Here is a 25,069-nt window from a genome sequence, read left to right as displayed (position 1 = left end):
GAATGGCGTCTTGATACTGAGTATGACAATTCAGGGTTCAAGCATTCACCAAAGCCATTTAGCTTTTATATAACAATCCTTAGAGCCGATTAACGACTTGTTGGTTTTGTTTCATTGTAGCGCTGACTTTGTAGTGCTCAACTTTTTATCCCTTTATAGCGATATCTTTTTATGCCTGATTTTTCGAGCGCCACTTATCAATTAACGTCTGACCCAGTAGCAGCAGCGGCGTTTTATGCATCTAGTGATGACACACAGCCACTGAGGGTTGCTATCAATGGTTTTGGACGTATAGGGCGCAACGTTTTGCGGGCATTGCTAGAGCGCTTTGAGGTATTAGGCCGTGCGATCCATGTCGTGGCAATTAATGATTTAGCACCCGCGGATATTTTGCTGCATTTATTAAAGTTTGACAGCACGCATGGTCGCCTAAGTCGCCTTGGGGTCAGTGCTGATATTGTGGCAAGTAGCAACGATGATGCTAGCGATGACGGTAACAATAACAGCGCCACACAGCTTTGTCTGACGAAGAACAATTTAACGTACTGTATTAAGATGCTCTCAAAATCTGACCCAAAAAAACTACCGTGGCAGGAGTTGGGCGTCGATGTAGTGCTAGAGTGTACCGGACATTTCCGCTCTTACGAGCAAGCACAACTGCACATAGAGGCTGGCGCGCAGCAGGTGATTATCGGTGCGGCACCATTCGATGATGTCGATGCTTGTATCGTTATGGGCGTTAATACTGATGAGCTAACACGTGAGCTGCCGATTATATCGAGCGTTTCTTGTACCACGCAGGCCTTGGTTCCCTTGATTGCGACGCTTGATACCGCATTTGGGGTAAAGTCAGCGATGATGACGGAGATTCATGCGGTCACCGCTGATCAGACAGTGCTTGATCAAGCGCACCGTGACCCAAGACGCGCACGAGCTTCTGGTTATAACATTATCCCAACCACCTCTAGCAGTATCGCGGCGACAGAGCGTGTCCTACCTGCTATGGTAGGCAAGATAAATGGGCATTCGATACGCGTACCTACCATTGATGTAGCGGCTATTGATGTGACCTTTGTTTTTGATACGCCCGATGTGTCTGTCGAGGCAGTCCGCGAGGCACTCAAATCTGCCAGTCAGGCACATTTGCTTGACATCATGGCTTATACGGATGAGCCACTGGTCTCTAGCGATTTTATCCATCAGACTGAGTCTTTGATCATTGATGGTCAGCAGCTCATGCAAGCGGGTAGCCAGTACAAGGTTTTTGCATGGTATGACAACGAATGGGGTTATGCCAATAGACTACTAGATATGTGTCTACATCTGGCTTCTCATAAAAAACCTATCGTCAATTCTCTATAAAAAAGTGACCGCGTTAACCTTGCTTGAAGCATTACATATACATTTGGACTCAGTTGCCTTGACTCTTTTTTAAACTGAATCAACGATAGCATCAGAATAATTTAAATTCGTGCAATTAATTGCTTGCATTCTCATGTTATATCGCTATAATAACGCACAAATGGAGACGTGGCAGAGTGGTTGAATGCACCGGTCTTGAAAACCGACAAGGGTTTGTAGCCCTTCGAGAGTTCGAATCTCTCCGTCTCCTCCAAATTCGAAAGCCGCAATCATTATTAATGATTGCGGCTTTTTTTGTTGCATTTTTATTTTATATCGTTATAATAATGCACAAATGGAGACGTGGCAGAGTGGTTGAATGCACCGGTCTTGAAAACCGACAAGGGTTTGTAGCCCTTCGAGAGTTCGAATCTCTCCGTCTCCTCCAAATTCAAAAAAAGCCCTAATCAGTGATGATTGGGGCTTTTTTTATGCTGGATATTTATCCTATTATTTTATAAATATTCTGTAGCGTTTTTTTATTTCATTAACGACTCATCAAACTTAATTTCCTGCCCATTCTCCAATATCAATGTGCCTTTACTGATCATGATGGTCAAGTCTTTGGTGTTTTTAATGGCACGCATAACATTGATGTCTTCAATACTGCTCTCGATGATGATCTTACCAGACTGCTCTGGTTTAATAGGTGGGTCAAACTGTGTTAGTGGTACGTTAAAGCTTTTGCCCTGCGCCAAGTTCGCATCTTGCATGGTCAGTGTGCCCTTAAAGCTTTGAATGGCGACCTTGCCGTGATTAGAGAGCATAAACTGAAGTTTTACTTGATTTAAGCTGTCACTATCGCTGGTTTTGACTGGTAGTAGAGCGACAGGGTAGTTCTGCGCATTGGCACTATAAGCTGGTTGGCTGCTGACGATGGGGCTTTTTTTACCTGTTGGATTGTTTGGATGTAGTCGTTCGTATTCACGCTGTTGCAAAAGGGCTTGCTTGATAGTGGTACGCGGCATCGCCCCCGACTCATAGGCACCGCTGAGTTTCATTCGCAACATGTAGCGGCTGAGTAATTGCTGCTCAGATTCAGGTAACTGCTCAAAAGTGGTGCCGAGTTTTTTCTGCCACTGATCTGAGTTGGTCGGTATGGTTTTTTTGGTTGGATCCGCGGTTGGCTGTGAGCAACCAGAAACGATTGGTAGTATCGCTAAGGCAATCGTCAATAACAAAGCTTTATTCAAGCGTTGATGTAAACTCGCCATCGTACACCTCCTTAAAAATCTTTATGGATAATAAAGAATGACAACAAAATAATGAGCGTTTTCTTAATATACCTCGTTTGATGAAAGGTTGTGTTTAATTATCGCTAAATGCTGTATCGCAAGCAAAATAGGCATATTTTTGTTACGCCCACAAAAAAAGACTGAGTGCTGTTAAGCAAACTCAGTCTTTTTTTATTAACAGCAGTAACACCTAACGACTGTTTGAATGGTTAGTCATGAGTCTGGTCATTTTCTTGCAGCTCAGATAGTGAGTGAGTAATATTATTATTGTGGGTCACAACAATGGCCTCATCAATAATACGCTGGCTGACTCCGCGTTTACGCAGGCTTTCGATGAACACCTCGTCATGGGCTAGGGTGTAGTCTTGATGATCGCGGTCAAGCCCTTGGCGAATATATAAACGAATAAGCCCTTGGATGCGTTTAAACCCCAACTCTTTTGAAGTGGCTTCTAATAGCGAAATCATCTCTTCAGACAAACGAATACTGATCGGGCGCATGATTTTTTGCGGATGATCAGAAAACTTATTTTTCACACGTACAGGTATCATAATAAACCATTATTTTTAGTGAGTAGGAGTAAAGCACTCAGACAAAAACTAACCCAATCAAAACTATCCTTACCATACAACAAAAACGCCTAAAAGAACACCGTAGCCATGCCAATCGCACTAGGTCATGTCCTCAATTCAATCTATTAACCTCTAAATGGGCTAAAAATGGCTAAATTTTGCCAAACATCGTCAAATAGCTTATTAATATCTCGACATTATTTGTGCTACTGTCCTTGTTTGACGGCAATTTATCTCATTTTTGTCACCACTTTTAAAATGAGGACACGCCCTAAGATTGCGGCTATCCTCTTAATTGAAAACGGCAACCATAAAAAAACCTTCATCAAATAATGATGAAGGTTTTTAGTATATGGCTCTCCAACCTGGGCTCGAACCAGGGACACACGGATTAACAGTCCGTTGCTCTACCAACTGAGCTATTGGAGAATAAGTTGGTATAACGATAAGTTAGATAAGCGCTATTTCTTGTCTTGTTTGCGTTATGTGGGGCACATTTTAGCCAAGTTGTTATAGGCTGTCAACCTTATTATGCCATTAATTGTAAATATTGTTGTTATCTATCAAAAATAACCAGCAATCACTGATAAAGCGGGCTGTTTTGGCAAATTTTGACCGCTAAAATATTATTTTTTGACTAGGGCGTGTCTTCAATTCAATCGATAAATCTCTAAATGGGCTAAAGAATGAGCTAAAAGTGGTCAAAACCCTTATTTATGTAGGTTTGATATAAAATCTAGAGGCAATTTGATTAGACAAGTCGCCTATCTTTTTGAATAGTAAAGCAATCTGTATCTCCCTCGAAACAAAAAAATCATAAACAGCCCTTCACATTGCTAGAATATTTCTATAGAATACCGACCGTATGGTTTCTTTAATGTATATACATTATTAATATGTGATCAACCTGAAACAGGTAACCTAATTATGAGTCCCACCACTATTGCTTACGGTTATCTAGCCATCGCCATCATTTGCGAAGTGGTTGGCACGACCTTTTTAGTCAAGTCAGAGCAGTTTACGCGTTTGGTGCCGACCCTGATTATGGGTGTGCTTTATGCCATCTCATTTTACTTATTGACACAAACCATCAAAACCATACCGCTTGGTATTGCTTATGCACTGTGGGGCGGATTGGGGATTGTGCTTACATCGCTCGTAGGCTTGATGTTTTTTAAGCAAAGTCTTGATACAGCAGCTGTGGTTGGTATCGCTATGATTGTGGGCGGTGTCGTGGTGATGAACTTATTCTCTAATTCTGTGGTGCACTGATATGGAAATGGAAAACGCTTACAAACGTAAAAAACAGCCCGAAGTTGTCCGTCGTGCGCTACTAGATCAGGCAGCGCGAATCACGTTAGAGCAGGGCTTATCAAAAGTGACCTTTCAGGCGGTCGCTGATGCGGTCGGGGTGACCAAAGGCGGGGTGATGCATCATTTCACCACTAAAAATGCACTCATCCTTGAAGTGTTTCATGATGCGATGGCGAGGTTTGAGGCAGAAGTCAATCAAGCCATGGCAGAAGACCCTGTGCGTTATGGCTCTTTTACTCGTGCCTATATCAATGCCACGATTAGCTTAGGCGAAAAAGGGCAGGAAGAGCTCGATAGTCAAGCAACCTTATATGCATTGATGCTAGGCGATAGCGAGTTACGTGAGTTGTGGGCCAAGTGGGCAAATGCACAATTAAAGAAACATCAAGCAACCGACAATACCGAAACATTATGTATGGTGCGTCTGGTGGCTGATGGTATTTGGCTCTCTGATTTTTCGGGGATTAATATCTCAGATAAAGCATCCATCCATAAGCGCTTGATAAATATGACACAAGCTGCGCAAGAATAAAGCGCCGCTGTTAAATGACTTATCGGAATAGACACTATAAATTGATTTTAAATACTTAACCCATGACGACATTATTCGGTATTAACTTTTTTATAGAGCTTTTGCCAGTCGTTAATAGGAGCACCGCATGACAGATTCAAAAATAGACCTCAACAACTTAACAGACATCATCGATTTAAAACAAATACAAACTGCTTATATTAATGGTCGTTACTTAGCAATCGACGAATCGCTTGCTACTTTTGAAGACATCAATCCAGCCACGGGTGAAGTGTTAACTACCGTTCAGCAAACGACCAGTGAACAGATTGATGAAGCCGTAAAAGCGGCACAAAAAGGTCAAAAAGTTTGGGCGGCGATGACCGCGGTTGAACGCAGTCGTATATTGTTAAAGGCGGTTGCATTATTACGCGAGCGCAATGATGTACTCGCATTGCTTGAAACCAAAGACACGGGTAAAGCGCGCTCTAAAACCAAATATGTCGATATCGTGACTGGTGCTGATGTCGTTGAGTATTATGCAGGGCGTGCGCCGATGATTGAAGGTCGTCAGATTCCATTGCGTGATACTAGCTTTGTCTATACTCGCCGCGAGCCACTTGGCGTCGTCGCAGGTATCGGTGCGTGGAACTATCCTATTCAAATCGCGATGTGGAAAGCAGCACCAGCGTTAGCCGCTGGGAATGCGATGGTTTTTAAACCTTCTGAATTCACGCCTCTAACGGCACTAAAACTGGCAGAAATATTGACAGAAGCAGGTCTGCCAGATGGCGTATTCAACGTCGTGCAAGGGGATTATAAAGTCGGCGAAGCATTAACCCAGCATCCTGATATCGCTAAAGTCTCATTTACTGGTGGCGTACCAACGGGTAAAAAAGTGATGGCGAGTGCGGCATCATCGTCGCTCAAAGACGTAACCTTGGAGCTTGGTGGTAAGTCGCCATTGATTATATTTGATGATGCGGACATCGATACCGCTGCTGACATCGCGATGATGGCGAACTTCTATAGCACGGGTCAAGTTTGTACCAATGGCACGCGGGTTTTCATTCCAAAAGCCTTACAAGCCAAATTTGAGCAAGCTATCTTGATACGTGTTGAGCGTATTAAGTTGGGCGATCCGATGGACGAAAATATTAATATGGGTCCATTGGTCAGCTTCCCACATATGGAAAGAGTGCTTGGTTATATCGAGCAAGGTAAGGCTAGCGGTGCACGTCTATTGACGGGTGGTGAACGTATCACAACAGGCAAATTGGCAACTGGCGCATTCGTCGCACCGACGGTATTCACTGATTGCACCGATGAAATGACTATCGTACGTGAGGAGATATTTGGCCCAGTGATGTCGATATTGACTTACGAAACCGAAGAAGAAGTCATTCGCCGTGCCAATGATACTGAGTATGGCTTGGCTGCAGGAGTCGTGACCGCTGATTTGACTCGCGCTCATCGCGTGATTGCACAGATTGAAGCGGGTATTTGCTGGTTAAATACGTGGGGCGAGTCGGCTGCACAAATGCCAGTGGGTGGTTATAAGCACTCAGGTATCGGCCGCGAAAACGGCATTGAAGCCCTTGAGCATTATACGCAGACCAAATCTATCCAAGTAGAGCTTGGTAAGTTTGAATCGGTATTTTAATCACTTGTGCTGTGAAATTTTAAAACGGTAAGGCTGAATTATTAGGACTGATTTGTCTTTTTGGCACCGCCTTACTGATATGAAGTGATGGATTTTTTAATATTATGGAGCGTTTTATGACATCAACCACACCTGAATATGACTACATCATCGTCGGCGCAGGCTCAGCAGGCAATGTGCTGGCCACCCGTTTGACCGAAGATGCCAACATTAAGGTGTTGCTGTTAGAAGCGGGTCGTCCAGACCATCGCTTAGACTTTCGCACGCAGATGCCAGCAGCGCTCGCTATGCCGTTGCAAGGTACTACTTATAACTGGGGTTATAAAACCGATCCTGAGCCTTATATGAATAACCGCGTCATGGATTGTGGTCGCGGTAAAGGGTTAGGTGGCTCGTCTCTGATTAATGGGATGTGTTATATCCGTGGTAATGCCTTGGATTTTGACGATTGGTCTCAAATCAAAGGTTTAGAAGATTGGAGCTATTTGGACTGCTTGCCGTATTTCAAAAAGTTAGAAAATCGCGATGCTGGTGAAAATGACTATCATGGCGTCGGTGGTCCCGTCGAGATGACCACTTCAAAGCCAGGAGTCAATCCGCTGTTCCAAGCGATGATCGAAGCAGGCGTGCAAGCAGGCTATCCAAGTACCGATGATTTAAACGGCTATCAGCAAGAAGGTTTTGGGCCGATGGACCGCTTTGTCACGCCTAATGGTCGCCGCGCCTCAACAGCTCGCGGTTATCTTGACCGCGCCAAACCGCGTAGCAATATCACCATTTTAACGGGTGCATTGACTGACGTGATTTTGTTCGATGGCAAGCGCGCTGTTGGCGTTAAAGTCGCCCATCAAAGTCAAACCAAGAATTTTTACGCGTCTCGTGAAGTGATTGTCTCCTCTGGTGCGATTGCATCACCGCAATTATTGCAGCGCTCTGGTATTGGTCCTGGTCAATGGCTCAAAGATTTGGGTGTCAATGAGATTTTAGATTTACCGGGTGTTGGTAATAATCTACAAGACCATTTAGAGCTGTATATGCAGTACGAATGTAAGCTGCCAGTGTCGATTGCGCCTGCCAATAAATGGTGGAATAAGCCAGCCATTGGTGCCGAATGGTTGTTCAATGGCACAGGACTGGGCGCCTCAATCAGTTTGAAGGGGGCGGCTTCATTCGTACCGATGAGAAGTTTACCCATCCTAATATTCAGTACCATTTCTTGCCATTAGCAGTGCGCTACGATGGTCGTAGTGCCGTGAAGTCGCACAGTTTCCAAGCGCATGTGGGCTCATTGCGCTCGTCAAGTCGTGGTCGCGTCAAGCTGACCTCAAAAGACCCAAGCGCGCATCCGAGCATCTTGTTTAACTATATGTCTCACGACCAAGACTGGCACGAGTTCCGTGCGGCAATGCGCATCACCCGTGAGATTATGCATCAGCCAGCACTTGATCCTTATCGTGGTCGATCGATTGCACCAACCGATGACTTGGTGACCGATGCGCAGCTAGATGAATATGTCCGTAATCATAGCGAAACGGCTTACCATCCGTCGTGTACTTGTGCGATGGGTGAAGGTAATGATTCGGTCGTCAATGGCGAAGGACTCGTACACGGCATCGATGGCTTGCGCGTCGTTGATGCGTCGATTATGCCAAATATCATCAGTGGCAATCTAAACGCCACCACCATTATGCTGGCAGAAAAAATCGTCGATAAGATGCGTGGTAAGCAGCTACCACGCTCGACCGTAGATTATTACGTTGCCAATGGTGCACCGCTTAGAACTGAGCCGATGCGCGCTTACCGCTCTACTGTCTAAAGAGCTATATGAGCTATTAGGCAATGAAATATATAAGCAATTCCAATAAGAAGACCTTTCCACGCAAAGGTCTTTTTCATCAGAACTAATGTATTAAGTATTTTTAATACTGTTGTGGCTGCCTTTGATTGTCATTTAAATTTTTATTTACATTGCAGTTTTCATTTATTGGTACTGCTTTGTGCGTCATACAGTCATCAAGTTATGACGGACAAATCAATATCAGACCCTGTTTAATTTACCTATTGAGGTCTTTTATGTACAGCTCGCCATCAAAAGATGCGACGAAACCCCTGACTCTAAACAAGACGGTTTTTTTAGGTTCAGCTATTATTTCTATTTTATTAATTATCTGGACGATTGCGTTTCCAGATTATAGTGAGACATTATTAAGCTCAAGCATGGCATGGGTATCAGAGAGTTTTGGCTGGTATTACATGCTGGTGGTTGCCGCTTATAGTATATTTGCACTATTTGTTGGTTTTTCTAAATACGGCGACATCAAGCTTGGGCAAGATCACGAAAAAGCCCAGTTTCCTTTCCTAGCATGGGCCGCGATGCTGTTCTCTGCAGGTATCGGCATTGATTTATTATTTTTTGGCGCCTCTGAGCCATTGATGCATTATTTAACGCCGCATACGGGGCTGGAGCCTGCCAGTGCAGAAGCTATGCGTGAAGCACTTGCGCAAACTTTTTTACATTGGGGTCTACATGGTTGGGGTATTTATGCACTAATCGGTATGGCATTGGCGTACTTTGCATATCGTAAAAACATGCCATTGGCGCTACGTTCACCACTGACGCCTATCTTTGGTGAGCGCTTGATCAAAGGCTGGCTTGGTGATGGTATTGATACCTTTGGTGTTGTTTGTACCTTGATGGGTATCGCCACCAGTTTGGGTATTGGAGTATTGCAAGCCAATGCTGGACTGACTCATGTCTTCGGTATCGAATCGAGCAAAACAGTACAGACGCTTATTATTGTAGGTGTCGTTGCTGCTGCGGCTATTTCGGCGATGACAGGTGTGGAAAAGGGCGTACGCCGTTTATCTGAATTTAATATGCTATCGTCGATATTGCTATTAATCGCCATATTGGTGATGGGTAATACAGTGTATTTGCTGAATACCTTTACCCAAAATATTGGTCAATATTTCCAAACCATTCTCTTTAAAACTTTTGATGTATATGCCTATGACGGTACTGCTGGTGCTGATTGGAAGTCAGGCTGGACGATATTTTTCTGGGCATGGTGGGTCGCTTGGGCACCGTTTGTTGGTCTATTTATCGCGCGTATTAGCCGTGGTCGTACCTTACGTGAGTTTGTCTTTGGCGTGATGTTTATTCCGCTTGGTTTCATTTTTGCCTGGTTCTCTATCTTTGGTAATTCGGCGATAGACTTGGTTGCTAATGGGGCAACTGAGCTTGGTGAAATCGCTGTTAATGACGCCGCCATGGGTATGTTTGCCTTGTTTGAGTATTTTCCTTACAGTGACGTTTTATCATTCGCTGGTGTGGTCATTGGTTTAGTATTCTTTGTGACCTCAGCGGACTCAGGCGCGTTAGTATTAGCGAATTTGAGCTCACGCGGCATGACCAATGACACTGACGCTCCTGTTTGGTTGCGTCTGTTTTGGGCAGCAGCAACGGGTCTTATCACTTTAGGACTATTATTTGCTGGTGGCTTTGCCTCATTGCAGTCAGTATCTGTGATTGCTGGTTTGCCATTCTCGCTCATTCTTGTACTCTATATGGTGTCGATGTGGAGGTCATTAAAAGAAGAAGGCAATAAACGTAAGGCTAGTACGATTGGTACGGCTAATGTGCTGGATAGTGGTAAGAGCTGGAAAGCACGCTTGCAACGTATTGTCAGTTTCCCTAGACATGCACAAGTTGAACGCTTTTTACAAAACGTGGTTAGACCTGCCATGACGGAAGTTGAAAAAGAATTTGCGGCAGGCGGTCTAAAAACCTCTTTGGACATCCGTAACCCTGAACATATCGGACAAGATATAGATGAAGGCATGGATGAGAGTAGTGGTCAAATAGATGGTCTAAAATTGCGAGTTGGACATGGCGATGAAGACGACTTTATTTATGAAGTGAATTTGATCAAAGCTGAGCGTCCTAATTTTACTTTGAGCACGTCAACTAAGAATGCAGAGTACTATTATCGTGCCGAAGTGTTCTTGAGTGAAGGCTCACAAGAGTATGACTTGGTAGGTTACTCCAAAGAGCAAGTGTTGGTCGATATCTTAAATCAGTACGAGCGCCATTTGCAGTATCTACATTTAGAGCGTTAATTAATTTATCAACACGTCCTAAATATTTAAGTAAAAACACTTAAGTAAAAATATGGTAAGAAATAACCCCATAAGTTGAATGCAGCTTGTGGGGTTTGTTTTATGAAAAATAAAATCAGTAGATATAGGGTAAAATATATAAAGATACGTTTCGGATTATCAGTTTCGAAATATCAGCAAAGGATAAGTTTGTGACCACATTAAAGTACATCGCTCATTATTCTGAGCAAGTTCAGACCCAAGCGGCATTGCTGATTAGCGATGGTAAATTAGGCGCATATCTAGAAAAAAAGTATCCCACTCAGCACCAAATAAAAAGTGATAAGGCGCTTTATCAGTATATCAATGAGATAAAGAACCAATATATGCGCAAAGTGGGACAGCTATCGAATGTTAGCTATAGCAGTAAATTAACGGTCCTCAAACATGCGCTAGGTATTCATACCACCCAGTCCCGCATACAGGGCAGTAAGCTAAAATCTCATAACAGCATCACGGTAGCCAGCTTGTTTCAAGAAGCGCCGCCTGAGTTTTTGCGCATGATTGTTGTGCATGAGTTGGCGCATTTTAAAGAGCATGAGCACAACAAAGCGTTTTATCAATTATGCTGTCATATGGAGCCTGAGTATCATCAGTTTGAGCTTGATACGCGGTTGTGGTTGCACTGGCGCGAACTGAGTTGATCGCAGTGCTGTATTCTTTTCTTCTCAAAATGAGGACACGCCACAGATTGTATTTCTTATCATAACTTTCTTATCATAAATAATATTATATATTTTATTAATATATTTTAGTGTATAGTTTAATGACGATGATTTTAATGATTGTTGATAAATGGAGAAGATGATGAAACGGATAGTTGCTACTGCACTTGCTATAAGCGCCGCCTCACTGATGGTTGGCTGTACAGCGACCAATGCCATGTCACAAAAGAGTGACGTCATTCCAGAGAATAAAAAACCGACGCCATCGATGTTGATTAATGTGACATCAGACGATGCTCAAGTGCAGCTCATGTCGATGGTGCTAACTATGCAATCCGCGCTGCAAGGTGCCAATACTCGAGTATTGCTCTGCGGTCCAGCCGGTGATATGGCGCTCCGTGACGCACCCAAAAGTGTGACCACAGCACAACCGCCTAAAAATATGAGCCCACAGGGTTTGATGCAAATGGTTATGAAAAATACCAACACCAAGGTTGAGGTTTGTGCGCTTTATCTACCGGGTAAGGGTATTGACCAATCGGCTCTGATTGACGGCGTGAGTGCTGCTGATCCTGCTGATATCGGGGCGCTAATGGTCGATCAAACCACCAAGATAATGAGCTTTTAGGCAGATAAAAAATAATTAGTAGTTTGATGAATAAAAAGGGTGCGATATCGACTATCGCATCCTTTTTTTGTGTCAGTCATTTTGGCTAGTGGAATTGCGTTATAATCCCAGCTAAGCACTGTTTACCAAGTAATATTCGCCAAGTACTCTTGGCTGAAAAACAAGTACCATAGATCCTAATTCATAAAAGGTTATGAGCAATGATTAATACCAAAATTTATAAAGCAATTTATACTTTAGCTGAAGAGTTATTGGAAGCTGATCGTATAGGCAATCAAGCAGCGTTTGATGGGTTTTATGCTGAATTAGAAGCCATTTGTAACGATAATGAAAATACTGATAAAGACCATCCAGAACAGTGGGAAACATTGGCTGACTTTACTGCAGATTTAGACGAAGCCTTAGTTATTTATGATAAGGCCTTAGCCAAAGCGACTGCGATCAATTCAAAAGACCACATGTCATCGATTGCCTTTTCTATGGCGGTTCTACAGATCGAAATGGGTGAAAAGGATGCGGCTATTCTAAATCTACAGAATGCTAAAATTACGGCTAATAAGATTGAAGATAAAGAGTTTAAGGTTGAGATAGACGAGCTGCTTACCAAGTTGTTGGCTGAATAATCTCAATACTGAATAGCTTCAATTAAGCAGGAATGATTTGTTATGCAAAACCTACCTATTGCAATCATCGGTGGTGGTTTGAGTGGCTTATATGCAGCATTTTTATTAGAGCAACGAGGCATCGATTATATATTGCTTGAGGCGCGTGATAGATTGGGCGGGCGCATCGCTGTTGCGAAATCATCAGTAGATCAGAATGCTAGTAGTCAAAGTGTCGATCATGAAAAATCAAACGATGGCTTTGATTTAGGGCCATCGTGGTTTTGGCCAGAGTATCAGCCGCAGTTGAGCAGTCTTATTGAAACGTTGAATTTACCACGTTTTGCGCAGTTCGAGGACGGCGACATGATGGTTGAACGTGCTGCCAATGAGCTGCCTATCCGTACCCAAGGCTATCAAAGCTCGCCACCGTCTATGCGCCTCGTCGGTGGTATGGCATCGCTCATTGATGCTCTGTATGCGCGTTTAAATCCTACGCGCATTATCACGGGGCAAATTGTAAAACGTGTAATCAAGACTGATCACTATATCTACATAGAGAGCGAATACAGCGCTGAACAGATGACAGCTGGTCAAATAACTACTTATCACGCGCAACATGTGCTCCTTGCGCTACCGCCTCGTTTGGCGGCGAGTAACATCAAGTTTGAACCTGCTTTACCACAGCCGTTGATAACAGAATGGCAAGAGACCGCGACATGGATGGCGCCACATGCCAAATATGTGGCGGTTTATGATTCACCCTTTTGGCGCAATCAAGGATTATCAGGGTCAGCGCGAAGTGCAATAGGGCCACTTACTGAGATTCATGATGCTTCATTGGTAGAGGGCGAAGGTGCATTGTTTGGCTTCTTTGGTGTTCCTGCTCACGTCCGTCAAAGCGTCTCAGAAACAGAGCTAAAAGCCCATTGCCGCGCGCAGTTGGTACGTTTATTTGGCGCACAGGCAGAGACGCCAACGGCTGAATATTTGAAAGACTGGGCGCAAGATTCATTGACCGCGACGCCTGCTGATGCCAGTGGCTCAGGTCAACATGCTGTCGCACCGAACGCCAAGCCAAATAGAGGGGTATGGCAAGACTGCCTAACGGGCAGCGCTAGTGAATGGTCAGAGTCATTCCCCGGTTATATTGCTGGTGCTATTGACGCAGCACATAAGGCAGTACAAGGTTTAGATTTAGGTTTGTCTGATGCGGTATCGTCATCAGCGTCACCATCCAATAGGATAGTTGATGAGTGAGTCTTCAGAACAGCAAGCTTCTCGCAACACCAGCACATGGCTCATCCCTTTTGCTTGCTTGTTAGGCGGAGGAGGTCTGATTGGTATTTCTACCAATTTGGCAAAATATGCTGGTGAGATAGGTATTACACCACTGGCATTTCTCTTTTGGTCCATCACGGGCGCTGCTGCTATTTTATTGATCGTTGCCTTCATACGGCACGAATTACCTCCCTTAAATGCGCGTAGCTTTGAATACTATTTTGTGGCCGCGCTCATCAGTGTTGCAGGTTCTAATTTACTACTGTTTTCTGCTATTCCACATGTGGGTGCAGGTTTCGTCGCGCTCATTATCTCGCTTCCACCATTGCTGACTTATCTTGGCGCAGTGGCACTGAGGATGGAGCGATTTAATATCGTCCGCGCTTTGGGTGTGGCCGCGGCGCTTCTTGGCGCAGGAGTATTGGCAGCGCGTAAGTTTTCGACGCCAGACGCCAGTACTTTTTGGATTTTGATCGCGCTTTGCGGTCCAGTATTATTGGCTATTGGTAATATATATCGCACCTTACGCTGGCCTGATAAAGCGTCGCCTAGTGCACTCGCGCCAGGTATGCTAATCGCGGCGTCGCTGTTGCTGCTGTCATTTAGTGTGTTGCCTAATTTTTCAGTCAAAATGCCGCTAGACTGGTTGCCGCTAGGTTTGATTGGCATACAAGCCGCCGTATTTGCGGGTCAATTCTTATTGTTGTTTTTATTACAAAAAACCGGCGGTCCTGTTTTATTAAGTTTATTAGGCTCGGTTGGTGCAATTGTCGGTGTGCCAGTGGCTATTTTTTTGCAGGGTGAGATGCCGCCAGAAGGGTTGTTTTTGGGTGCTTCATTGATCGCACTAGGCGTTGGTTTGGTAACATGGGGCGGGGTGAAAATGGCGACCACATCGACAGAAAGTATGTAAAGATGATCGTTAGGATATAGCGCTCATAAATACGCTAACCTATAGACTAATGACCCTACTAGAGCATATGTTTGCACTGCAACTATCCAAAAATGTAGCCATGTAAAAATGTAGCCATATCGCTATGTAAAAATGCCACTATGCAACCCTCACAGTGATCATTTTTTATCTAATCCAACCTCACAAAACCTCGTTAGAACGTAAATATTGCCGTTACTGCTAATCTATAATTTATCTACAGCCATTTTAGCAATCAGCATGGCTAGGTATGAGTGTTCAACAGGGCATCATAATTGGTTACGATTATCTCAAATCAGTTTTTGTGAGTAACACAAAAAAGGAGTATAAATATCGTGGTTATTCCTATCATGGATTAGGGCGATGCATGCAGCCAAGCGTTATCGATTGTTAAATAATGTCACGATTGTCATTAGTATTATCGGTGTAGCCATTGCTTTATTAGACAGTGGTTTCACGCTGCCGATGTGGCTACAACAGGTTTTCCATATTTTTTATCTGGCGATTATTTTTTTAGGCTTTGTTGTGACGGCAGGGCGTTACCTCTATAGCAAAAAGCCGCTGACCCTAAATAAAGTCGCGGTCTTTGACTTACTGACCAGTATCGCGATTGTTATCCTATTGGTAGCACATTTCACTGATTTGGTGCGCTCTGGGATGTCGGTCGCTGTTGATGGATTCGTTGCCATCAAAAATGCCGTCTTTGTGACCTTTATTCGTGAAATATCTGACCATGATTTTAATCTCAATCGTACCTTTTTAAACCCTGCGCAGTTTTTTATCTTAAGCTTCCTGTCATTGGTATTGGTCGGTGCATTGCTACTGATGATGCCCAATGCAACGACGCAGCCGCTGTCTTTCATTGATGCGCTCTTTACCGCGACCAGTGCTGTCTGTGTGACTGGTCTCATCGTGGTAGATACGGCGACTTATTTCACAACTTTTGGGCAAGTCATTATCATGGGGCTGATACAGATCGGCGGCTTGGGTATTTTGACCTTTGTGACGTATTTTAGTTATTTCTTTAAGGGCGGTGTCAGTTATGAGACGCAGGCGAGCATCAGTGAGATGTCCTACATGCGCGGCATGGGTGATGTGGTATCGACCCTCAAATCCATCTTATATGTGACATTTGCCGTTGAGGCAGTGGCTGCGGCACTCATTTATATCAGTATTTATGACATACCAGATATGGATTGGTCTGAGCAGTTATTCTTCTCTGTTTTCCATGCAATTTCTGCGTTCTGTAATGCTGGATTTTCTACATTTAGCGCTGGTATGTATGATGACGCGCTACGTTTTAATTACCCATTACAACTGATTATCGCCACGACCTTTATCTTTGGTGGTATGGGTTTTGTCATTGTGGTCAATGTGCTGCGTTATTTGCGTGATCGTGCCGAGCGCCTGATCTATCGCCATGATCAGCGTTATATTTATCGACCGTGGTTGCTCAATATTAATAGCCGCATAACCTTGATTACAACGGGCGCTTTATTGTTGGTAGGTCTCACCGGTGTGATGATATTTGAATATAACAATGTGCTGGCAGACCATCGCAGTTTTTTCGGTAAGCTTGTCACAGGGCTGTTTACTGCTGCCACGCCGCGAACCGCAGGATTTAATACCATCGACATGGGTGAACTCGCGTTTCCCACGATTATGTTGACGATATTTTTGATGTGGATTGGTGCCTCGCCAAACTCGACGGGCGGTGGTATCAAAACCAGTACGTTTGCGATTGCCTTGTTAAATACTTTGAGTTTGGCACGTGGTCAGACCAATGTTGAGGTCTTTAAGCGCCAGATTGCTGACATCTCGATTCGCCGTGCATTTTCTATTATGTGGCTGTCTTTATTGGTCATCGGTATGGGGGTGACGCTCATCAGCTATGATCAACCAGAGCTTGATTTAATCAAGGTAGTTTTTGAGTGTTTTTCAGCTTACAGCACGGTGGGATTAAGTCTGAATTTGACGACAGAATTATCAGATTTTAGCAAAATGGTGGTGTCAGTCATTATGTTTGTTGGGCGCGTCAGCATGTTGACCATCTTTATTGCCCTACTTAAAAATAAACGCCAGCGCAATTATCGCTATCCAACGGAAGAAATCACGATCAATTAAATGGTCGTAAATAAGCCATTTCATCATTAAAAATACTGAAAAAGGTTAATAAGGTTATGAAATATATCATCGTAGGGTTAGGGAACTTTGGCTCATCGCTAGGCATGGCGTTGACCCGTCAGGGGCACGAAGTGATTGCCATTGACAGTAGCATGCAAAAGGTTGAGGCGTATAAGGAAGTCATCTCTCATACCATCTGTATGGATGCCACGGATGAATATACCGTCAATGGGTTACCGATTGTCGACACCGATATCGTTATTGTCGCAATCGGTGAAGACCAAGGCGCAAACGTCATGGCGACGGCATTATTTAAAACCCTAAAAGCAAAACGTTTGATCAGCCGTAGTATCAATCCACTGCACGAAAAAGTGTTGCAAGCTATCGGTGTGGACGACCTTATCCACCCTGAAAAAGAGGCGGCCAATCGCTGGGCCAAACGGTTGTCGCTACGTTATTTCGTCGACTCGTTTGAGCTGAGTGATCATTTCAGTATGGTAGAGATTAGCATTCCCAAGTCGTTGATTGGTCAGACTGTTGATGACTTGCAGTTGGAGCAAAAGTTCAATATTCGATTGCTTAGTACCCTGCGCTATGAGTATTATGAAGACAGCTTTGGTCGTACGCAAAGTAAGCCTAGTATTAAAGGTTTGGCGGCGCCTGAGCAAGTATTGCAAGATAAAGACGTACTGGGCATCTACGGTGCTAACAAGCATATCAACGAGTTTCTGCGTAGTGTCGGTGTAAAAATCAAATAAACATTTGCAACAGCCGTGACCTGAAAAGGCAAAGGGGAAACTTATGAGTAAGCGCACTATATCCGTCTTGTTGCTTGCGACGATGGCATTGTTGTCAGGCTGTGATCAGACGCCGCAAGACCCGAACGTGTTGTATTCAGAAAAACATCAAGACCCCATTCAAGAGCTGGAGATGACAACAGCGGTTGATCGTAGCCAGTTTGCCTATAAACAAACCTTTTATGTGCCCATTTATTCTGACATCTACACCGATAGAGACAATCGTAAAGTCTTGCTATCAGCGACTTTGAGTGTACGCAATACCACGCTAAAAAAATCACTGTATATCAATAAAATTGACTACTATGGCACTGATGGAACCTTTATAAAATCCTATTTAACCAAACCGATTGAGCTTCCAGCAATGGCCACGCTCAATTATATCGTCGAAAAAGAAGAGGATAAAGGCGGATCGGGTGCCAACTTTATCATCGAAGTCGAAGGGATAGACGAGACGGTCAAGCCAGTCATTGAAGCGGTGATGATCGGTAATTTTAGCAATAAAGGCTTTGCATTTAGTACAGAAGGTACGCCAGTGGTGCATTGATTAAGGATAATAAAATCCAAGGAAGGGATATGTCTGCAAGCAAAGAAGAAATTGTCGCCTTTATGGCGTTGGAATTTCCACAAACCAAATGTGTCATCGAGGCAGTCGGTGACAATCGCTCGACCTTATCACACGATATTGGTATCAATGAATTGCGTCCCGGTGGTACGGTCTCTGGACCAGTATTGATGAGCATCGCTGATGTGGCTCTCTATGTGGCGATACTTGGTAAAATAGGTATTGTGCCCTTAACGGTGACGACGAGTTTGACCATTAACTTCCTGCGCAAACCCTCAGCAGAAGCACGTATTATCGCTGAGTGTACGTTGATGAAAGTTGGGCGCACGCTAATCGTTGGCGAGGTTGCGCTTTATTCTGAAGGCTCTCGCGACATGGTGGCGCACGTAGTTGGCACGTATTCCGTACCGCCTCAGCACGTTTAGCTATTTTTAGCCCATTTGTAAAATGAGGACAGGCCCTAAAAAAGCAGTGCTATAAAAATTAATGTCATAAAATTAATGCTGATATGGACTGCTACTGTTTGGTTGCCTCGACCTGAATGTTTAAATGAAGGTTTTTAGTGACGCCAAACCACGCATATTTATTGATATTCCATTTGGTGCGATCAATCATCGCCGTAAAATCCCCACCACAAATATCTTTTTTGAGCGTAGGGTGTAGATAACAGTCAAACTTAGTCGCTGTTAAGCTAATAGGATGGGTTTCGCCATGCAGCGTTAGATGACCGTCTACTTTTGTGACCATTGGGCGTGATTTGTCTTGGCTAAAATACCATTTATTAGAATCAAAACGTGCCAATGGAAAGCGCTGCATATCAAAGAAGCTAGGGCCTATCAAAGTCTGGTTAAATGCTTTATTTCCCGTATTTAGAGAGCTGATCGGAATGACCAAGGAGATATTGCCAGTTTTTAAACTTGAGTCATATTGCAGTTGACCTTGGACATTATAAAAGCCGCCCGCAGTGGCAGGGGATTGGAAGCGTTCAATGGCAAAGCGCACATGGGTGCCAGCAGGATTGATGGTATAACTGGCGGCATGGCTGCTATGTGCAGCGCTTATTATTAATAATGGCAGTGTCAATGCCAATGTCAGTAAAGGGTAGATAGGTGATCTTTGTAGAACAAAAGATAGGATGCTCATAGCTACATTCCTTTGCGGGCTATTGATAAATAAAGAACGTCGTCGACGAGCGCAATCCATGCTGTTACTCAATATTAAGTCAGACAGTCATAACTATTTATACATTACTTATCAAATACTTAGTAGCTTTATTTTTATAAGAATATCATTGTTAATTTGGCTATTATTCAACAGTTAAGATTGGGTTTTCGACGATTTTTGAAAGCTTGCCGCATCAGGTTTTTTGCCATTAGCATTGATACTGTTGGCTTTATTCGCTACTGGATATTTAAAAAATAGCGTTGCAAGTGCGCAGGTTATGGTCAATGACATAAGCATCGATACTAATGTATGACTAAAAAAATGATCACCAAACAGCATTTTATACAGTCCCATCGTCCATCCTACGACCGTGACTATTTCAAATATTCTATAGCGATACTGATGTAGAGTGGGTAAAAATGCCAAGCCATATAGAGAAAATCCTGCACTGGCATGAGCCGCTGGGAAGCACTTGGCAGGCGTATTAGCAACTATATTTTGCCAAATATTTAGATAAGGCAAGTCGCCACCAAACAGTATTAAATGATTGGGGCAACTGACATGAGTGACACCTTTGAGTAGCGCAATCATACTGGGAACGGCAATTAAAACAAGCAGTAGATAACTTATTTCGCGCGTGGATAAAGGCGTGAGCCGTTTATCGTAATTAGCATTTTCTATTGCTAGATTGATGTCTGAATCCTGTTTATGTCTCAGAATTAGAACGCCTATGAGATAAATGCCAAGCAAGATGAGTAGCAATTTAGGCAAGTCATAAAAAATAAAGGCAAAAGGTTGTGTGCCTTTTTCTAGTAGCCAGTGTCCATTAGTGTAAAAAAGCTCGCTAATATGAATGTCTAATTGGCTGTTCTCAAACAACAGTGTCGCTATGATGGTCAAGCATAGGAGTTTAAGCCAGACTCCATTGGCTGAATATGTTTTCAAAATACAACACTCAATAATGCCATCATCCACAAGATAAATAGCAGCAGTAATGCCAAAAATTGTGCCGCAGAGCCAACATCTTTGGCTATCTTTGCCAGTGGATGCTTGGCGGTCGATGTGTGATCGACACAGGCTTCGATGCCAGTGTTAATGAGTTCGACAATTAATGATAAGAAAGAAGCGACGACCAGCAGCATTTTGACGCTGATAGTGAAAGGGCACAATATAATAGCCGTGAATAATATGAGGTTGAGCCAAAATACTTGTCGAAAAGCCGCCTCAAATTTGTAAGCTGCTTTGAAGCCATCCAGAGAGTAACCAGCGGCTTTTATAATGCGGTGAAATCCTGTTTTACCCTTGGCCTCACTGGCATAGCTATGAGGTAGCAGTTGTTTTTTGCCTGTTATTGAGCTTAAAACCCCACGACTGGCCGACTGGTTTTCAAGATTAATAGGATTTGCTTTATTCATATCCAATGCTTCACAGTCTATTAATATCAAGGTATGCGATAAATTTCAATCATTTAACCATGGTCGAATGTCCAACATGCCCTAAGTATAAGCAGGCAGGCATTAAGAAAACGTTAAGCTTTTTTAAAATAGAAATCTGCTCTAATGATAATTGATGATAAAGGTACTGCCACCTAACGGATTGACTTGATGAGTAAGCTGCCAGCCCATATGTGTCATGATGCGCTGTACGATACTGAGTCCCAAGCCTGTACCTTCTGCTGGATAATGGGCGTCAGCTGCTGATGACGATTCTGTATCCAATGAGATGTCTTTATAATGCTGCTCTAGACGCTCAAATCTCTCATATAGCAGCGGCATCATCACCTCAGGAATACCTAGACCAGTATCAGTGACGGTGATTTTTTCAGCATCGATAGTGATGATGACCTCACCCTCATCGGTGTACTGAAACGCATTTTTTATCAAATTACCCAGTGCCATTTTTAGCAGTTCAGGTCGTACGTGTGCGACATACAGCTGTTCTGCGACTATTTTACAGGTGACTGACTTATGGCGAAGCAAGTAATTTAAGCGCTGTACTTCATTTAACGCGATGTCATTGATAGACGTTGGCGGTGCATCCAGTTTTTCAGGAGCACGAGACAGCAATAATAAGGCGCTGATAATCTCCGAGGTTTCTTTGGCGGTCGTACTGATACGAGTGGCAAATGCGCTCAAGTGAGGGTCGTTTTCTAGTTGTGAGGACAATACTTCTGATGCCCCCATGATAATCGTCAAAGGCGTGCGCAGCTCGTGACTGACATCACCAGTAAATAGCTGCTCGCGTTTGAGGTACTGCTCAAGTTTGTGGTTTTTTTCATCGATTGCGCGTGCTAACACGCCAACCTCGGAGGGCAGGTGCGTCAATTCCGTCAAGTTGCGATGATCTGTTTCTACGGCTTGCTTTAAGTCTAATAAAGGCTTAATGATTTGCTTGGAGGACAGCGATGAAAATATCGCTGCAATCAATAAGCTCAAAATGACCGCTACTTTTAGGGCGTTGGCAAATATGTCTTCTAAATGCTCAAATATAGCCAAAACAGGGTAATTCCCCATCACCATTTCAGTGTTTTCTAGGTAGGTTAAAATATAGTTTTCTGTGTCTTTTTTATAATTAAAAAAATGTAACTCTGTCGTCGATTGACCATTGTTAGTGGTGACAGTGACGGGCATCTCTTGTACGGTTTGGGTGGCCAGTTTTTGCAGATTGCTCGGTGCGTTATCGAAGCGATAAATTTTAATACCCGGTTCAGCGCTATAAATAGGCTGATCGCCTTCTTTTTCTTGGCTAAGCTCTAACTGTTGCAATAAGCGAGCTTTGACCAGCTGTTGCTCCATTCTGACTTCTGCATACATGAAAATACTGACGAAAGTGGCACACAGCAATAGGGCAAATAACAAGTAGGAGAGTCGAAACTTATTGGCAATGGAGTCGATATTAAACATGGTATTTACTTCGTTGTGAAAGACGATATGAAAGACAGTGAGAGTCAAATAAGGACATCAGACGATGATTTTTTAGGCTTTATTTGGATCAATAATCTGATAACCGACACCGGGCAACGTGACTATCATGATTTTATCGAACGGCTTATCTACCTGCGCACGGACCCCATGCATGTGAGTACGCAGTGCATCACTGCTTGGTATGTCTTCGCCCCACACCTTTTCTTCCAGCTCGGTTTTGCTAACCACGCGCGGCGCCGCACTCATCAAGGTATGTAGTATTTTGAAGCCTGTTGGTGTGAGTTTTAGCGACTTACCTTCACGTGTAATCGTATGCTCACTATGGTTTAAAGACAACGTGCCAACGGTTAAACCATGCTCAAAATGATCATCCTTATGTCGGCGTATGAGAGCCTTAATACGAGATTCTAATTCCACCAATGAGAAAGGCTTAACCAGATAATCGTCAGCGCCACTATCGAATCCTGCCACTTTATCTAAAATCGTATCGCGAGCGGTCAGCATCAATACTGGCGTTTTGTCATGCAGCTCTTCCCTGAGCTTTTTGCACAGTTTAGTGCCATCCATACCCGGCAGCATGACATCTAACAAGATGACGTCATATCGATTATTCGATGCGAGCGCTAAGCCACTAATGCCATTATGGGCATTGTCTAGCTCAAAGCCTTTCGGCTCAAAAAAAGCATAAATATTGGCGACGATATCGGGATTGTCTTCAATGATGAGTATCTTGTACATGAGTATTATTACCTAAAAAGGCGGAGCGATGATAAAGAATTCAATTAGCCACTTTAAAAAAGGTGGGTGCTGCTTTGGTTTCGTCAGTGGTGATACCAAAAAACTGAAGCAAGGTTGGCGTAATAAAATCATGGGATACAGGCTTATCAATCATGTTAGCTAAGCTACTTTTAGCAATAGTGCTGCTATCAATGCTGTTGCCAGTCGGTGACCAAATAATCACTGGCACATGCTTTTGTGCATTTGGCGCAATAGCGTATGGCAGACCATGCAAGTAAATATTGTTTTCGCCCAAACTTTCCCCATGATCACTAATATATACCATCACCACCTCATAATCTTGCTCATAGGGTTTTAAGGTATCGATCACGCTATTTAAAAAATAATCTGTATAACGAATGGCATTGTCATAACCATTGATAACCGATTGGTTGTCGCATTTTGATAGCTCATTGGTCATACAGACAGGGTTATATGCTGCAAAATCTTTAGGGTAGCGCTTAAAATAGGCGGGTCCATGATTGCCCATTTGATGCAGCAAAATAAGTGTGTCTTTAGGTGTCTCTTTCTGTGAGCTGCCTGACTTAACCAGTTTATCGAAACCATCAAGCATGCCTATGTCTCGACACTCAATATCACAGTCTGGATTGAGCGCGGCTGTTTTATAATCCTCAAAAGTTACGCGGTCAGCCACCCCTTTGGCGCTAGAATTATTGTCTCGCCAAACGACCTTGACGCTTTGCTTGTGTAGCGTATCGAGCACGTTTTCATTATAGCTAGCGCTATCAGGGTCATAATTTTTTCTATTGGCGTAGCTAAACATGCAGGGTACTGAATAGGCGGTGGATGTGCCGCATGACGAGGCGTCTTTAAAGCTGTAGATGTTTGATTGTTTTGAAAGCAAAGGCGTGGTGTTGCGCTCATAACCGTTTAAGCCAATATGGTCAGCGCGAACAGTTTCTCCTACTACAAATACCATCAACTTAGGTTTTACAGCGCGGTTGCTAGTGTTAACAATAATGCTGCGTTTTGCATCTGTGGCATGAGGGATTAGCGTATCGGGACGACGGCTTTCAGCGATATAATCAGTACCCAGTTTGATAACAGAGTAAACAGGGGTAATAGGATTGACATAACTACGGACTATTTTGTGCTGGCGAAAAAAGCTGGCGTATTGGTCACCAAATGGCATCAGACACACCGCTATCAATACGATAGATAATAATAGGGTGACTGATTTTTGAAGGGTTACTTGTTGCCAAGACAATCGCTTTAGACGAATGTTACCAATCATGAAAGCAGGCACTATACCTAGTAAAAACAGGCGAATAAATAGACTGGGCGCCATCAATCCCATGGTTTCTGCTTGATCGGTTTGTAAGCCGTTAATGAGCATATCACGATTAAATATCGTCCCGTAGGCGTCGGTAAAGTAACCACAGATAGCTGCAATCAGCACCATTATGATAAGCACTACTTTTGCCGTTGAGCGATAACACAGCAGTGACAACACCAACCACATCAGCCCAAATAATAAGCCTGTGATGGAAAAAATAAAGCCCGTGTTTGTGCTCAATGGATAAACGCTGAGTACTTGCTCAAAAAAGCCAATATTCGCCGTCGCTACTAAGTACAGAGCAACGGCTATGATCAGATGATTGAGATTGATCTCACGATCATATAGCTTGCTCAGGGAGCGGCTTTTTTTATTAGCTTTGGGCGCATCGATTTTGGCGGCTTGAGATATTGACATACAAGTACTTCTCAACAGGATGGTAAGGAGTGTAATGCCTTAC

At 43.5% G+C, this 25,069-nt stretch carries 22 protein-coding genes, 3 tRNA genes and 1 pseudogene; 17 read left to right on the top strand and 9 right to left on the bottom strand.

Annotation, left to right across the window (positions count from 1 at the left end; all coding sequences use genetic code 11):
- Positions 1-171: 171 nt before the first annotated feature.
- The 3 genes from JMV76_RS10645 (at position 172) to JMV76_RS10635 (ending at position 1,789) form a co-directional block, all read left to right on the top strand.
- Entirely contained in the window at positions 172-1,362 is a 1,191-nt protein-coding gene (locus tag JMV76_RS10645) for a type I glyceraldehyde-3-phosphate dehydrogenase (protein WP_201502663.1), read from the top strand.
- Between the two features lie 162 nt (positions 1,363-1,524).
- Positions 1,525-1,615 (top strand) — tRNA-Ser (locus JMV76_RS10640).
- Positions 1,616-1,698: 83 nt separating this feature from the next.
- Positions 1,699-1,789: transfer RNA gene (locus tag JMV76_RS10635), tRNA-Ser, on the top strand.
- 91 nt (positions 1,790-1,880) lie between these two features.
- Here JMV76_RS10635 and JMV76_RS10630 read toward each other — a convergent pair.
- The 3 genes from JMV76_RS10630 to JMV76_RS10620 form a co-directional block, all read right to left on the bottom strand.
- Positions 1,881-2,615, bottom strand: a complete 735-nt coding sequence (locus tag JMV76_RS10630) for a hypothetical protein (protein WP_201502662.1) — start codon at positions 2,613-2,615, stop codon at positions 1,881-1,883.
- A gap of 230 nt (positions 2,616-2,845) precedes the next feature.
- Positions 2,846-3,187, bottom strand: coding sequence for a hypothetical protein (locus JMV76_RS10625; RefSeq protein ID WP_045447190.1), 342 nt, complete (start codon positions 3,185-3,187; stop codon positions 2,846-2,848).
- 374 nt (positions 3,188-3,561) lie between these two features.
- Positions 3,562-3,637: transfer RNA gene (locus JMV76_RS10620), tRNA-Asn, on the bottom strand.
- Positions 3,638-4,135: 498 nt separating this feature from the next.
- Between JMV76_RS10620 and JMV76_RS10615 the strand changes: the two genes are divergently transcribed.
- The 14 genes and pseudogenes from JMV76_RS10615 (at position 4,136) to JMV76_RS10550 (ending at position 18,872) form a co-directional block, all read left to right on the top strand.
- Positions 4,136-4,480 carry a DMT family transporter gene (locus JMV76_RS10615; RefSeq protein WP_055125113.1) on the top strand — a complete coding sequence of 115 codons (345 nt, stop codon included), beginning with the start codon at positions 4,136-4,138 and terminating at the stop codon, positions 4,478-4,480.
- A 1-nt stretch (position 4,481) separates the two neighbouring features.
- Positions 4,482-5,054: a TetR/AcrR family transcriptional regulator gene (locus JMV76_RS10610; protein WP_201502661.1), complete on the top strand. Its 573-nt coding sequence runs from the start codon at positions 4,482-4,484 to the stop codon at positions 5,052-5,054.
- A 127-nt stretch (positions 5,055-5,181) separates the two neighbouring features.
- Positions 5,182-6,696: a betaine-aldehyde dehydrogenase gene (gene betB / locus JMV76_RS10605; protein WP_201502660.1), complete on the top strand. Its 1,515-nt coding sequence runs from the start codon at positions 5,182-5,184 to the stop codon at positions 6,694-6,696.
- A 116-nt stretch (positions 6,697-6,812) separates the two neighbouring features.
- Positions 6,813-8,512, top strand: a pseudogene (betA, locus tag JMV76_RS10600) (choline dehydrogenase).
- Positions 8,513-8,769: 257 nt separating this feature from the next.
- Positions 8,770-10,815 (top strand): choline BCCT transporter BetT, encoded by a 2,046-nt coding sequence (gene betT, locus JMV76_RS10595; protein ID WP_055125110.1) that lies wholly within the window; start codon positions 8,770-8,772, stop codon positions 10,813-10,815.
- Between the two features lie 191 nt (positions 10,816-11,006).
- Positions 11,007-11,498, top strand: a complete 492-nt coding sequence (locus JMV76_RS10590; protein ID WP_045447188.1) for a M48 metallopeptidase family protein — start codon at positions 11,007-11,009, stop codon at positions 11,496-11,498.
- Between the two features lie 163 nt (positions 11,499-11,661).
- On the top strand, positions 11,662-12,147 hold the full coding sequence (locus JMV76_RS10585; protein WP_227690314.1) for a hypothetical protein: 486 nt from the start codon (positions 11,662-11,664) through the stop codon (positions 12,145-12,147).
- A 200-nt stretch (positions 12,148-12,347) separates the two neighbouring features.
- On the top strand, positions 12,348-12,770 hold the full coding sequence (locus JMV76_RS10580; RefSeq protein WP_201502658.1) for a tetratricopeptide repeat protein: 423 nt from the start codon (positions 12,348-12,350) through the stop codon (positions 12,768-12,770).
- Between the two features lie 42 nt (positions 12,771-12,812).
- Complete coding sequence (locus JMV76_RS10575; RefSeq protein WP_201502657.1) at positions 12,813-14,009, top strand: flavin monoamine oxidase family protein; 1,197 nt, start codon at positions 12,813-12,815, stop codon at positions 14,007-14,009.
- Positions 14,002-14,943, top strand: a complete 942-nt coding sequence (locus JMV76_RS10570) for a DMT family transporter (protein WP_201502656.1) — start codon at positions 14,002-14,004, stop codon at positions 14,941-14,943. Before JMV76_RS10575 ends, JMV76_RS10570 begins: the two co-directional genes overlap by 8 nt.
- A 381-nt stretch (positions 14,944-15,324) precedes the next feature.
- On the top strand, positions 15,325-17,085 hold the full coding sequence (locus tag JMV76_RS10565; protein WP_201502655.1) for a TrkH family potassium uptake protein: 1,761 nt from the start codon (positions 15,325-15,327) through the stop codon (positions 17,083-17,085).
- Between the two features lie 56 nt (positions 17,086-17,141).
- Positions 17,142-17,843, top strand: a complete 702-nt coding sequence (locus JMV76_RS10560) for a potassium channel family protein (protein ID WP_201502654.1) — start codon at positions 17,142-17,144, stop codon at positions 17,841-17,843.
- Between the two features lie 43 nt (positions 17,844-17,886).
- On the top strand, positions 17,887-18,429 hold the full coding sequence (locus tag JMV76_RS10555) for a DUF3124 domain-containing protein (protein WP_201502653.1): 543 nt from the start codon (positions 17,887-17,889) through the stop codon (positions 18,427-18,429).
- A 29-nt stretch (positions 18,430-18,458) separates the two neighbouring features.
- A complete protein-coding gene (locus tag JMV76_RS10550; RefSeq protein ID WP_201502652.1) occupies positions 18,459-18,872 on the top strand; it encodes a PaaI family thioesterase in 414 nt (137 codons plus the stop codon).
- Positions 18,873-18,963: 91 nt separating this feature from the next.
- Here JMV76_RS10550 and JMV76_RS10545 read toward each other — a convergent pair whose 3' ends face one another.
- The 6 genes from JMV76_RS10545 to JMV76_RS10520 all read right to left on the bottom strand — a co-directional run bounded on the left by JMV76_RS10545 (position 18,964) and on the right by JMV76_RS10520 (position 25,026).
- Positions 18,964-19,590, bottom strand: coding sequence for a YceI family protein (locus JMV76_RS10545; protein WP_201502651.1), 627 nt, complete (start codon positions 19,588-19,590; stop codon positions 18,964-18,966).
- 174 nt (positions 19,591-19,764) lie between these two features.
- Entirely contained in the window at positions 19,765-20,511 is a 747-nt protein-coding gene (locus JMV76_RS10540) for a PAP2 family lipid A phosphatase (RefSeq protein WP_374190058.1), read from the bottom strand.
- A 41-nt stretch (positions 20,512-20,552) separates the two neighbouring features.
- The gene (locus JMV76_RS10535) at positions 20,553-21,026 is read right to left on the bottom strand and encodes a diacylglycerol kinase (protein WP_201502650.1); all 474 of its coding nucleotides are present in this window, start codon (positions 21,024-21,026) and stop codon (positions 20,553-20,555) included.
- A 141-nt stretch (positions 21,027-21,167) separates the two neighbouring features.
- Positions 21,168-22,514, bottom strand: a complete 1,347-nt coding sequence (locus JMV76_RS10530; RefSeq protein ID WP_201502649.1) for a sensor histidine kinase — start codon at positions 22,512-22,514, stop codon at positions 21,168-21,170.
- 72 nt (positions 22,515-22,586) lie between these two features.
- Complete coding sequence (locus JMV76_RS10525) at positions 22,587-23,273, bottom strand: response regulator transcription factor (RefSeq protein WP_201502648.1); 687 nt, start codon at positions 23,271-23,273, stop codon at positions 22,587-22,589.
- Positions 23,274-23,313: 40 nt separating this feature from the next.
- Entirely contained in the window at positions 23,314-25,026 is a 1,713-nt protein-coding gene (locus tag JMV76_RS10520) for a phosphoethanolamine transferase (protein WP_201502647.1), read from the bottom strand.
- Positions 25,027-25,069 lie beyond the last annotated feature (43 nt).

The organism is Psychrobacter cibarius (assembly GCF_904845955.1).
Classification (GTDB): Bacteria; Pseudomonadota; Gammaproteobacteria; order Pseudomonadales; family Moraxellaceae; genus Psychrobacter; species Psychrobacter cibarius_B.
Note: the sequence above shows the minus strand (reverse complement) of the source record. Positions and strands in the feature narration are given on the sequence as shown.